9 protein-coding genes are annotated in these 12508 nt (G+C 34.6%); 8 read left to right on the forward strand and 1 reads right to left on the reverse strand.

All coding sequences use genetic code 11. The annotated features are described in order from the left end of the window. Nucleotides 1-147: 147 nt before the first annotated feature. The 4 genes from B8T70_RS09995 to B8T70_RS10010 all read left to right on the forward strand — a co-directional run bounded on the left by B8T70_RS09995 (nucleotide 148) and on the right by B8T70_RS10010 (nucleotide 6310). Nucleotides 148-804, forward strand: a complete 657-nt coding sequence (locus B8T70_RS09995; RefSeq protein WP_086894748.1) for a succinate dehydrogenase cytochrome b subunit — start codon at nucleotides 148-150, stop codon at nucleotides 802-804. Nucleotides 805-811: 7 nt separating this feature from the next. Next, on the forward strand, nucleotides 812-2722 hold the full coding sequence (locus tag B8T70_RS10000; protein WP_369827392.1) for a fumarate reductase/succinate dehydrogenase flavoprotein subunit: 1911 nt from the start codon (nucleotides 812-814) through the stop codon (nucleotides 2720-2722). A gap of 15 nt (nucleotides 2723-2737) precedes the next feature. Beyond that, complete coding sequence (locus tag B8T70_RS10005) at nucleotides 2738-3484, forward strand: succinate dehydrogenase/fumarate reductase iron-sulfur subunit (protein WP_039114368.1); 747 nt, start codon at nucleotides 2738-2740, stop codon at nucleotides 3482-3484. Between the two features lie 456 nt (nucleotides 3485-3940). Then, on the forward strand, nucleotides 3941-6310 hold the full coding sequence (locus tag B8T70_RS10010; RefSeq protein WP_086894775.1) for a mechanosensitive ion channel family protein: 2370 nt from the start codon (nucleotides 3941-3943) through the stop codon (nucleotides 6308-6310). A gap of 33 nt (nucleotides 6311-6343) precedes the next feature. On the opposite strand, the gene B8T70_RS10015 is transcribed toward B8T70_RS10010, so the two are convergent. Beyond that, on the reverse strand, nucleotides 6344-7210 hold the full coding sequence (locus B8T70_RS10015; protein ID WP_039114369.1) for an AraC family transcriptional regulator: 867 nt from the start codon (nucleotides 7208-7210) through the stop codon (nucleotides 6344-6346). 163 nt (nucleotides 7211-7373) lie between these two features. On the opposite strand from B8T70_RS10015, the gene B8T70_RS10020 reads away from it, so the two are divergent. The 4 genes from B8T70_RS10020 to B8T70_RS10035 all read left to right on the forward strand — a co-directional run bounded on the left by B8T70_RS10020 (nucleotide 7374) and on the right by B8T70_RS10035 (nucleotide 12505). After that, on the forward strand, nucleotides 7374-8294 hold the full coding sequence (locus B8T70_RS10020) for a dihydrodipicolinate synthase family protein (RefSeq protein WP_039114372.1): 921 nt from the start codon (nucleotides 7374-7376) through the stop codon (nucleotides 8292-8294). Nucleotides 8295-8594: 300 nt separating this feature from the next. After that, nucleotides 8595-10178, forward strand: a complete 1584-nt coding sequence (locus B8T70_RS10025; RefSeq protein ID WP_039114375.1) for an aldehyde dehydrogenase (NADP(+)) — start codon at nucleotides 8595-8597, stop codon at nucleotides 10176-10178. A 3-nt stretch (nucleotides 10179-10181) separates the two neighbouring features. Beyond that, nucleotides 10182-11192, forward strand: a complete 1011-nt coding sequence (locus B8T70_RS10030) for a 4-hydroxyproline epimerase (protein WP_039114377.1) — start codon at nucleotides 10182-10184, stop codon at nucleotides 11190-11192. Between the two features lie 77 nt (nucleotides 11193-11269). Then, the gene (locus tag B8T70_RS10035) at nucleotides 11270-12505 is read left to right on the forward strand and encodes an FAD-binding oxidoreductase (RefSeq protein ID WP_039114378.1); all 1236 of its coding nucleotides are present in this window, start codon (nucleotides 11270-11272) and stop codon (nucleotides 12503-12505) included. Nucleotides 12506-12508 lie beyond the last annotated feature (3 nt).

A 12508-nucleotide genomic window follows, 5' to 3' on the forward strand; every position in this document is an offset into this window, starting at 1 on the left:
TAGGTATTTTTTTTCAGAAAAATAGGATATTGATTATTTACACCCATTCCATTTTACGTTTTTAATTAAAAGAATCAATCTAAAATTAAATGAATTATAGTAAATTAGAATTCCCTTAATATTAAGTCTTAAAAAATCTTGCAAATAATGAAATCTACTACTTTAAAAAACAAGATGATTATCGCAGCTACTGGCCTTTTCTTATGCTTTTTTCTTGTGATACATCTGCTTGGTAACTTACAACTTTTTTTACCCGAAGATCAGGCAAGAGAACAATTCAATTGGTACTCTAAATTATTGTCAGGCAATATGTTTATAAAAATTATTTCCTGGGTTTTGTATTTATCCTTAATCGGACATGCAATTTATGCAATAATTGTTACTATAAAAAATAATACTGCAAGTAAACAAAACTACCATTATGACAAAAGAAATTTTGCCAGTGCATGGAATAGTCGGAACATGGGCATATTAGGTACCATCCTACTCCTATTTCTTATCATACACTTTAAGGATTTTTGGTATGTATATAAATTTACTAACCTGCCTGTAGATGCAGCAGGAAATAAGGATTTGTATGAGATTGTTGTACAATCGTATTCGCAACTTTGGTATGTAATAATTTATGAGGTATCATTTATAGCATTAGGTTTCCATCTATTACATGGTTTTTTTAGTGCCTCGAGAACAATGGGACTTTATCATCCTAAATATGTAAAAGTTATAAAAGTATTTGGATGGGGATATACCCTAATTATCACAGGAGGTTTCATGGCAATTCCTCTTTATATTTATTTAAAATAGTATGAAAATGAGAGATTCAAAAATACCAGATGGCCCACTTGCTGATAAATGGAATAATTATAAAGCCAAAGCAAAACTTGTAAATCCTGCTAACAGAAAGAAACTTACTGTTATAGTTGTAGGAACAGGACTTGCAGGATCTTCTTGTGCGGCATCACTTGCTGAACAAGGATATAACATTAAATCATTTTGTTTTCAGGATTCGCCTAGAAGAGCGCATTCAGTCGCTGCACAAGGTGGTGTAAATGCTGTTAAGAATTACAAAAACGATGGCGACAGCGTGTATAGAATGTTTTACGATACTATAAAAGGTGGAGATTTTAGATCTCGCGAAGCCAATGTGTATAGATTAGCCGAATGTTCAGCTAGTTTAATCGACCAATCGGTTGCTCAAGGTGTGCCTTTTGCAAGAGAATATGGAGGTTACTTAAACAATAGATCCTTTGGAGGTGTACAAGTTTCCAGAACCTTTTATGCCCGAGGGCAAACAGGACAGCAACTTTTGCTTGGAGCATATCAATCACTTCTTCGCCAAGTAAACACTGGTAAAGTTACCATGCATACGCGTCACGAAATGCTCGAATTGGTTTTGGTAGATGGCAAAGCCAAAGGAATTATAGCGCGTAATCTAGAAACTGGAGCCATAGAGCGTCATGCTGCCGATGCTGTAGTACTTGCAACAGGTGGTTATGGTAAGGTATATTATCTTTCTACGCTTGCTATGGGCTGCAATAGTTCGGCAATATGGCGAGCACACAAAAAAGGAGCTTATATGGCTGGCGTAAGTTGGATTCAGTTCCACCCTACTTGTCTTCCTCAACATGGAGAAAATCAGTCGAAGCTTACTCTTATGTCTGAATCGTTGCGAAATGACGGTCGCATTTGGGTTCCTAAAAAAGCGGGAGACGATAGAATTCCTAATGCTATCCCCGAAGAAGAAAGAGATTATTATTTAGAACGTCGATATCCTGCCTTTGGTAATCTTGCTCCTAGAGATATTTCTTCACGAGCTGCCAAAGAACGAATTGACTCTGGTCATGGTGCCGGACCAATGAAGAATGCTGTTTATTTGGATTTTTCGGATGCTATCGCTGTACAAGGCAAGAAAAACATCGAAGCCAAATACAGCAACCTTTTTGCTATGTATGAAAAAATTAACGGAATCGATGCTTATAAGGAACCAATGCTTATCTCGCCAGCTGCGCATTTTACGATGGGCGGACTTTGGGTAGATTATGAACTTATGACTACAATTCCTGGGTTGTTTGCTCTTGGTGAAGCCAACTTTTCAGATCATGGTGCAAATAGACTTGGTGCAAATTCTCTGCTTCAGGCTTGTGTTGATGGCTATTTTATAGCTCCCTACACTATTCCTAATTATTTGTCAGGGGAACTAAATGCTTCCCGAATTAGTACCGACCATCCCGCTTTTGCGGAAGCAGAAAAAACGGTTAGAGATCAATTAAACAGATTCTTACAAAGCAAAGGGAATTTATCAACCGATTATTTCCATAAAACCATAGGACGATTATTGTATGAAAAATGCGGATTATCCCGAAGCAAACAGAATCTTGAAGAAGCAATTGTAGCCATAAAATCTTTGAAATCATCTTTTGAAAAAGACTTACTAATAACTGGTGATGATACTTTAAATAGTGAATTAGAAAAAGCCGGACGTGTAGCCGATTATATAGAATTAGCTGAGCTTATGTGTTACGATGCATTACAAAGAGAGGAATCTTGCGGAGCGCATTTTAGAGAAGAATACCAAAGTAACGAAGGAGAAGCAGTACGAAATGATGCCGATTTTTGTTATGTGTCGGCTTGGGAATGGAAAGGAGAATCAAATCCTCCTGAACTACACAAAGAGCCTTTGGTATTTGAATCAGTAGAACTTGCAGTACGTAGCTACAAATAATTAAAACTAAAAGAGATGAAATTATATCTAAAAATATGGCGCCAATTAAATGCCAATTCCAAAGGAGAAATGGTAGATTATGAAATAGATGGTGTAACCGAACATATGTCTTTCTTAGAAATGCTCGATCTTTTAAACGAATCACTTATCCAACTACGGGAACGCGTTATAGAATTTGACCATGATTGTAGAGAAGGTATTTGCGGACAATGCGGCGTTATGATTAATGGTAGAGCACATGGCCCATTAAAACATACTACAACTTGCCAACTCCATATGCGAAGTTTTAAGGATGGCGACACTATATATATTGAACCTTTTAGAGCAACAGCTTTTCCTGTAGTTCGGGATTTAAAAATTGACCGAACCGCTTTTGATTCTATTATTACTGCTGGTGGTTATATCGGAGCTTCAACTGGACAGGCGCCCGAGGCAAATAGTATTCCTATATCCTACGAAACCGTCGAAGCGTCCTTTGATGCGGCAGCTTGTATAGGTTGTGGTGCTTGTGTTGCAACTTGCAAGAATTCTAGCGCAGCATTATTTGTTGGTGCCAAAATAACACACTTAGCATTACTCCCACAAGGAAAAATAGAAGCATCAAAAAGGGTTTTAACAATGGTAAACCAAATGGATTCTGAAGGCTTTGGAGCTTGCTCTAACACCGAAGCATGCGAAGTAGAATGTCCGCAAGGTATATCGGTACTTTCTATTGCTAAAATGAATTATGAGTATAATAAAGCATTGGTTATGAAGAAATAATTTTAAACCAACCAAAACTTAAGATTTCAACCATATAAGTTATATAAGAAAATATAAGTTTTTAGATACCTTGCTTAAATGAACTTACATCACTTATATGGTTGACTTTTAATTCATACAGCATGATTACTTTAAACCATATAAAGCGTTTAAGAAAATATAAGCTTATTAATCCTCTCCTATTTCAACCATTGCCCACGGTTTCAACCGTGGGATTCAGATTGCGATAATATATTGCGCTCCAACGGTTGAAACCGTTGGCTATGGTTATAAGATGTTGTTTGTGGATGCGATCCGTTATCCAGCTATTTTTACACAACTCACTTAAATGAACTTACATTACTTATATGGTTTAAAGATATAAGCATGATTCCTTTTGACCCAAACAAAACTTAAAGTTTGGATTTTGTAAGCATATTTTTCTAAATTTGACGTCTTAAATACATGATTTATATTATGCGTCATAACAGAAATTTTATTTGTCTTTTATCCTTACTAACGATACTGTTCTTCTCACCGTTTGCTTACTCACAAGCCACAACAACGGCTACTCCAGATACTGCTAAAACACAAGGTAGTGGAAAATTATTTGAAGATTCGACCAAGACCGATAGTGACTATCTTATGGCTATCGAAAAAGCTGGTGAGGTTTTACAATCTGCTTATAATGACGCTGTTTTTGAAGGAAGTACATTTCATCTGTTTGCAGAAATAGATAGAACCCAAAATAAACTAGATCTTATTCTAGCTAATTTAAAAGGAGCTAATCCAAATGTGCGAAATCAGCAAATGTATCGTATTGTATTAGAAGAAATTCGTCAGGAATTAGACGAACAAAATACTGCCATTAATTTACGCAACAAAAACCTTGATAAAATCAAAGGTCGATTTGCTGACTTACGCAAAGACAAAGCGCTAATTACACTATTAAAAGATACCATACTTCGCAAGCAATTTAAGAGCGAATTTTTAAATCTTAAAAAGACTTATTTAAGTACAGATAGCCTCATGAACCACAATCTAGAGGTTCTTAATACCAAAAACAGACTAACGGTACAAAGGAAAATAGCTGTTTCGAGTGCATTATTAACTGTAGAAAAAAAGCTTGAAAAATCTGGAATAAGTATTCTTGGCAGAGAATATCCTTTTATATGGAATACTAGCGATACGATTGCCAAAAAAGACATATCGCAGAATATTAAAGCAAAAGTAGCTATAGAGAATAGCGTGGTATCGTACTATTTAAATTATAGTATCGGCGGATTAATCACTCTTACATTTTTTATGGGATTATTAGCTTGGTACATTTCTCGTAATCTTAAATACCTAAAAAACAATAATCACTTTGAGAACCTTACATTACTAAATTTTAAATACTTAAATAGTGGTATTATTATTCCAGTAATTGTAATTGGGCTTAATATTGCCATCGTGAGTAATTTATATGCTCCCGCCCTATTTATAGAATCATTACAGCTAATTCTGCTTGTGGTACTTACTTTTCTATTTAAAAATCATTGGTCTAAAGAATCAATGCGAAACTTATTTCTATTAGTAGGATTGTTTTCTGCGCTTTGTTTCCTGGATTTATTTATCGGGGTTGGCTTGTTCCAACGTTGTGCTTTTATCCTAATTAATGTCTTCGGAATACGTTATGGATTAGTTCAGCTTAAGAGTATTAAGGATCAATTATACATAAAGGGATTCTTTAAATGGGCAAGTATAATATTCATAAGTTTAAATGGTTTGGCTATTATTTTTAATATTTACGGTAGAGTTTCTCTTTCAAATATGTTAAGCCTTACTGCCTTTATTGCAATTACTCAAATTATTGCACTTAGCGTACTATTAAAAATAATTCTTGAAATTATCCTTTTACAAATATATACGACAAGAATCAAACGCGGAATCGAAACCATTTTTGATCATGAGAGTTTATCAGATAATCTAAAAAGACCTTTTATAATAATAATCAGTTATATGTGGTTGGTGGTGATTGCATCCAATTTAAACATTTGGGAATCACTACGTGCATCATTTACATCACTATTAACTCACCCAAATACTATTGGTAGTATCACATTTACCTTGGGTAATATTGTTTTGTTTTTTATTATAATCTGGATGGCTCACCTTCTGCAAAAATACGTTGCTTACTTTTTTGGTGAAGTCGATGATGAGAACGAAGAAAATGTAAACAAACGCCAACATTCTAAATTATTAATAACACGTCTTGTGGTATTAATTGGAGGTTATTTATTGGCTGTAGCCGCATCAGGAATGCCGCTGGACAAACTAAGTATTTTATTGGGTGCCTTAGGAGTTGGTGTTGGACTTGGTTTGCAAAACATTGTAAGCAACTTTGTGTCGGGTATTATTTTGATTTTTGATAAACCAATACAAATTGGCGATGTAATCGAAATTAGCTCACAATCGGGTCGTGTAAAAGCAATGGGACTTCGTACAACCAAAATTAATGCTCCAAACGGTGCCGAAATAATAATTCCAAATGGTAACTTATTATCTCAAAATATTACTAACTGGACTTATACTGATAACTTTAAACTAGTCGAAATTTCCTTTGATGTTGAAGGCGACATTGTTCCAGATGATATTAATTTAATTGTACTTGAAGCACTTGAAACTCAAACATTGATAAACAATTCCAGAACTCCACAAATTTATTATACCGCCATATCTGATGGTAATTATAAATTACTAGTGAAATTCTGGTGCAGTATTTATCGCACCGAAGAAACTATTAGTAGTGCACGCCAAGTATTGTTTAGTAATTTTAAAGCTAAAGGTTTAAAATTTTCAACATAAAAAACACTTAAAAAATGGATTTTAAAATCATAGCTATGCTTTTTCTTTCCATTTTAACATTTGAGATTTGCGGTATGCAAGGGGAGAAATTCCTTTTATTTCTTTAAATTTTCTATTGAAATTTGAAATATTATTAAACCCACATAATTCTGAAACTTCCAGTACAGATAACTCTTGTGATCTGGATAATAACTTCCCTGCCCGCTCAATCCGGATTTCTATCAGGAACTGAAAAAATGTCTTGTTGGTCCGGACTTTAAAGTATTTGCAAAAAGCATTTTTAGTCATATTTGATAATGCAGCAATTTCCTCCAGAGTAATATTCTTCTGAAAATTAGTCATAACGTACTCAAAAACCGTTTGCATTCGCTTTCCTTCATTATCTGTGATTTTCTTATCATATATATAACTAGAAAGTGGCGTTTTATTCTCTTGAGATAACTTCTTTGTTATTTCCAGAAAAAGAATAAAACGATCAAATTCATTTACCTTTTTTATTTTTTTAAATGCCTTAACAACTTTATTTGAAGGATTATTAACCACAAAACCATTCTTACTGTTTTCCCAAAATGGCTGAATGTCTTTTAGAGCAGGAAGCGTAAAAAAATCTTTCCCAAAAGAGTTAGTCGTAAAAAACAATGTTAGCATTACCGAAAGCTCGTTGGTATTATTTTCACTTCTAAATACATGTGGTAAATTACTACCAATAACTACAACATCTCCTTTTTGATATGGAGAAATTGTGTCGCCTACAAAAATGGTTCCTTCGCCATTCTCGATATAGCTTATTTGTATTTCTTCGTGTTGGTGCAATTTATCATAAAAAACAAATTCTACGTCTTCTTGATAAATGAGCGAATCTTCTTTAGTTTTTGGAATCTTAAATGGAAATACTTTCATAACGGATTAATTATATTCTATAAATATAAAAAAATGTATACATATTAAGTAATAATTTTAAAAATTAGTATAAAATCGGATAATATAGTATCTTTTTGTGATAACTTACCTAATTACATATTTGCAGGTTATAAATATTTTTGAAAAAATTAAAATCGTAATTATGAGTATTCAATGGAAAGGCGTTATGCCAGCAGTTACAACAAAGTTTACTGCCGATGACAAGTTAGACTTCGACATGTTTGGAGTAAATGTAAGAGCTCAGCTCGAGGCAGGTGTTTCTGGGATTATCCTGGGAGGTACACTTGGAGAAGCAAGCACTTTATTAGAGGATGAAAAAAAAGAATTAATCAAAGAGACTATTAATATAGTTAACGGGCAAGTACCAGTGATTATGAATATAGCCGAGCAAACTACTCGGGCTGCGATTCAAGCTGCTAATAAAGCAGAAGAAAATGGTGCAAAAGGATTAATGTTATTACCTCCAATGCGTTACAATGCAGCAAGTCATGAAACAGTTACTTATTTCTCTGAAGTAGCAAAAAGTACTTCACTTCCTATCATGATTTACAACAATCCTATTGATTACAAAATTGATGTATCATTGGATATGTTTGAAGAAATTTTGAAATTTGATAATATTCAGGCAGTAAAAGAATCTACAAGAGATATATCTAATGTTACCCGAATTATAAACCGCTTTAAAGGTCGTTTAAAAGTATTATCTGGTGTTGATACATTAGCATTAGAAAGTATTTTTATGGGTTCTGACGGATGGGTTTCTGGTTTAGTAGATGCGTTTCCAGCTGAGACTGTCGCTATTTTTAAATTAGCAAAAGCTGGTAGAGCCGAAGAAGCATTGGCTATTTACAGATGGTTCTTGCCTTTGTTAGAACTAGACATTAACCCACTATTGGTACAAAATATAAAACTGGCAGAAGTTGCTACTGGTCTGGGAACAGAATTTGTTCGTGCACCAAGATTACCACTTCATGGAGCAGAAAGAGAAAGAGTTTTGGCAATCATTGCAGAAGCATTGCGTACAAGACCAACTCTTCCAGATTATAAATCCATAGTACTATAAAGCATACATTACCCGTTGAGGTAGATTATATTTTAACACGTAAAAACCTATTCGTTAAAATTGATTTGTAATTATATTATGTAAATGCAAATAAGTAAAACTTGTAGTACAATACGTCAAAATTATTTTTACAAAATCCTCCACAACGGAGTTAACAATAATATTCTTTTTTAAGTTTAGTTAGATTTGTTTTTAGTTTGGTTTGTTTTTGAGCTGGTTATTAGAGTAGATAGCCAGCTCATAAAACATAATATTTTTTTTAACAAGTCTGGATTTAATTATAATCTTAATACATAAAAAATGATTACAGGAAAAAATTATATAGGAAGCAAGCTTAAAGCTGATGGAACAAAAACCTATAAAACAATAAACCCACAGTTAAACATAGAAAATCCCTGGACATTTACAGAAGCTACTCCAGAGGAAATTGATGAAGCTGTAGCATTAGCAAATGATGCTTTTAAAGTTTATAGAAATTGTCCAGCTCAAAAAAAGGCAGATTTTCTGAATGCAATTGCTGAAGAAATCCTTGCCCTTGGCGATGAATTATTAGAGGTGTATTGTACAGAATCTGGTTTCCCAAAAGGCAGAGCCGAAGGAGAACGAGGTCGTACAATTTTTCAGTTACGCTCATTTGCAAATATGCTTGCTGAAGGGAGCTGGGTTGAAGCAACAATAGATACTGCAATTCCAGATAGACAACCTTTACCAAAAGATGATTTACGTAAAATGTTAGTTCCATTAGGACCAGTTGTTGTTTTTGGATCTAGTAACTTTCCGTTTGCATTTTCTACAGCAGGTGGCGATACAGCATCGGCATTGGCAGCAGGTTGTCCAGTAATTGTAAAGAGCCACTCTATGCATATAGGAACTGGCGAAATGGTTGCCTCGGCAGTTATAAAAGCAGCCAAAAAACACAATATGCCCGAAGGTATTTTCTCAAACCTAATTGGTAGTGGTGTAACACTTGGAGCAACTTTAGTAAAACATCCACTTGTAAAAGCGGTAGGATTTACAGGAAGTATTAATGGCGGTAGAGCTTTATTTAATTTAGCATCGCAACGTCCGGAGCCTATCCCTGTATTTGCAGAAATGGGAAGTATCAACCCTGTGGTTATTTTGCCAGAGGCTTTAGAAAAAAATAGTAATAAATGGGCAACTGCCTATGCAAATTCTATTACCTTAGGAACAGGTCAGTTTTGTACTAATCCAGGATTACTATTAGGAATAAAAGGAGAAAAATTAAATCAATTTATGGAGCAATTAGCCGAAGAAATTGAAAAAATCGCACCTTCATGTATGTTGCATCCATCTATTAAAGACGACTTTAATAATGGCAGAGAAAAAATCAAATCTCAAAATGGAGTAAGTACTATTGCGGAATATAAAGGTGAAATATCTCCTAACTATGCGCCACAAACTATACTTACAGTAAATGGTAAAACATTTTTGGAGAATGCTACATTAAGTCATGAAGTATTTGGTCCATTTTCTATTGTAGTACAATGCGAAAATGATGAGGAATTAGAAAGAATTATTAATAAATTAGACGGACAGTTAACAGGTACTATACTTGCAGAACCAAAAGAGATAGCTAATTCTAATACTATTATTGATGCCTTACAAAGCAGAGTTGGAAGATTAATTTTTAATGGCGTACCTACGGGAGTCGAAGTTTGCGCTTCGATGATTCATGGTGGTCCCTATCCTGCTTCATCGGATTCTAGATTTACAGCCGTAGGAATCCATGCCGTTAAACGTTGGGTACGACCATTTAGTTATCAAAATTGGCCAGACGAATTACTACCGAGCGCATTACAGAACCTAAATCCCTTAAAAATTACAAGAACCGTAAATGATATAATAACCAAGAAATCTATTTAGTTTATGCCAAGAAAAACTTTTTTTTGTGTCGATGCACATACTTGCGGTAACCCAGTAAGAGTGGTTGCCGGAGGCGGTCCAAATTTGGTTGGGAATAATATGAGCGAGAAACGCCAACATTTCCTGAAGGAATATGATTGGATTCGTAAAGGGCTAATGTTTGAACCACGAGGTCATGATATGATGAGCGGTAGCATACTTTATCCGCCAAGCAATCCTGAGAACGATTTTGGTATTTTATTTATCGAAACATCAGGTTGTTTGCCTATGTGTGGCCACGGAACTATCGGTACAATAACAATTGCCATCGAAGAAGGTTTGATTACGCCTAAAATTCCAGGGAAAATAAAAATGGAGGCTCCGGCAGGTTTGGTTCAGATTGAATACCAACAAACAGGTAAAAAAGTAGATTGGGTACGATTAACTAATGTAAAATCATACCTCGCTGCCGAAGGACTTACTGTAGACTGTCCTGAACTTGGCGAAATAGTTTTTGATGTTGCTTATGGCGGAAACTATTATGCAATTGTAGATCCTCAAGCTAATTTTTCGGGAGTGCAAGATTTTACGGCAGGAAAAATTGTTCAATACAGTCAGGAAGTTCGCAAGCGCATCAACGAGAAATATCCTAACCTTTTTATTCACCCAGAAAATAGTACTATTCGCGATGTAAGCCATATGCTCTGGACAGGTGATCCTATTGATCCAACATCTTCAGGAAGAAATGCTGTTTTTTATGGAGATAAAGCCATTGATCGTTCTCCGTGCGGAACAGGAACTTCGGCTAGACTTGCTCAGCTTCATGGGAAAGGCAAATTAAAGAAAGGCGAAGATTTTATTCACGAAAGTTTTATTGGCAGCAAATTTATAGGAAGAGTTGAAGAAGAAACTACTATTGGAGATATTAAAGCCATCGTGCCAAGTATACAAGGATGGGCAAAAGTATATGGCTATAACAATATAATCATTGATGAAGATGATGATCCGTATGCATTTGGTTTTCAGGTAATTTAACAAAAATATAATCCAAAATAAATCGTTGGTTTAGAGAGCATAATTCTTACCGATGATTTTTTAAATTTATAAGTATAATGAAAAAAGTAAGTATTATTGGTGGGGGAATAATCGGACTATGTTCAGCGTATTATTTAGCAAAAGAAGGATATCAAGTTGTTGTTTTCGATAAGTCGGATATGACAGATGGATGTTCCTACGGGAATGCGGGAATGATTGTTCCCTCGCATATTATTCCGTTGGCACAACCAGGAATGATTACACAAGGAATAAAATGGATGTTTGATAGTCAAAGTCCGTTTTATGTAAAGCCTAGATTAAGCATGGATTTGGCAAACTGGGGATTACAATTCTACAAACATGCCAATAAGCAACATGTAGAAAAAGCAATGCCAGCACTTTGTAATTTATCTCTTTTTAGCAAAGAATTGTACCAGGATTTTATAAAAGAAAGCAATTCTTTCTTTTATGAAAAAAAGGGTCTTTTGATGCTTTATAAAACAGAGAAAACTGCCGAAGAAATAAATCACGAAGGAAAGCTAGCCGAATGTTTTGGTCTGGAAGTAGATTACCTTTCTAAAGACGGAGTAACAAAACTAGAAACAGGAACTAGTACTGATGTAATAGGTGGTGTACATTATAAAAGTGATGCGCATATCTATCCTCAAAAATTCATGCAATTTATAAAAGATGAATTAAGCCGACTGAATGTAAAAATCCATAACCGAACTACAGTAGAAGATTTTGTAATAAAAAACAATACTATAACCGAAATACTTACTGATATGGGACCTTTTATGACCGACGAAGTTGTTTTGGCGTGTGGATCATGGAGCCCTAAAATTGCAAAAAAGCTAAATCGTTCCATTTCAATATTACCAGGAAAAGGATATAGTTTTACTCTAAAAGATGTAAATATAAAACCTTCTATTCCTGCCATTTTATGCGAAGGAAAAGTTGCTGTTACGCCTATGAACAATGATATCCGTTTTGGAGGTACAATGGAAATTACGCATACAAACGATACTAAAATCAATAAAAACAGAGTTCAGGGAATTGTTAATAGCATTAATGAGTTTTACCCTGATTTAAAAATTGAAATGCCAAAAGAAGAAGAAACATGGTACGGATTTAGACCTTGTACTCCATCAGGAATGCCAATAATTGCTAGAGATAAAAGAATAAAAAACTTAACTTTGGCAACTGGACATGCCATGATGGGATTAAGCTTGGCACCAGCAACAGGTAAAATTGTTTCGGAAATTATTTCTGGAAAAAATACCTCTGTTAATACACAAATGTTTCAATTATAAAAT

The sequence above is a fragment of the Flavobacterium sp. AJR genome (genome assembly GCF_002156885.1).
In the GTDB taxonomy this organism is placed as follows: Bacteria; Bacteroidota; Bacteroidia; order Flavobacteriales; family Flavobacteriaceae; genus Flavobacterium.

What these genes read in the sequence shown, in the direction of transcription:
- B8T70_RS09995 (WP_086894748.1), top strand. Translation starts at nt 148, where the DNA reads ATGAAATCTACTACTTTAAAAAACAAGATGATTATCGCAGCTACTGGC.
- B8T70_RS10000 (WP_369827392.1), top strand. Translation starts at nt 812, where the DNA reads ATGAGAGATTCAAAAATACCAGATGGCCCACTTGCTGATAAATGGAAT.
- B8T70_RS10005 (WP_039114368.1), top strand. Translation starts at nt 2,738, where the DNA reads ATGAAATTATATCTAAAAATATGGCGCCAATTAAATGCCAATTCCAAA.
- B8T70_RS10010 (WP_086894775.1), top strand. Translation starts at nt 3,941, where the DNA reads ATGCGTCATAACAGAAATTTTATTTGTCTTTTATCCTTACTAACGATA.
- B8T70_RS10015 (WP_039114369.1), bottom strand. Translation starts at nt 7,210, where the DNA reads ATGAAAGTATTTCCATTTAAGATTCCAAAAACTAAAGAAGATTCGCTC.
- B8T70_RS10020 (WP_039114372.1), top strand. Translation starts at nt 7,374, where the DNA reads ATGAGTATTCAATGGAAAGGCGTTATGCCAGCAGTTACAACAAAGTTT.
- B8T70_RS10025 (WP_039114375.1), top strand. Translation starts at nt 8,595, where the DNA reads ATGATTACAGGAAAAAATTATATAGGAAGCAAGCTTAAAGCTGATGGA.
- B8T70_RS10030 (WP_039114377.1), top strand. Translation starts at nt 10,182, where the DNA reads ATGCCAAGAAAAACTTTTTTTTGTGTCGATGCACATACTTGCGGTAAC.
- B8T70_RS10035 (WP_039114378.1), top strand. Translation starts at nt 11,270, where the DNA reads ATGAAAAAAGTAAGTATTATTGGTGGGGGAATAATCGGACTATGTTCA.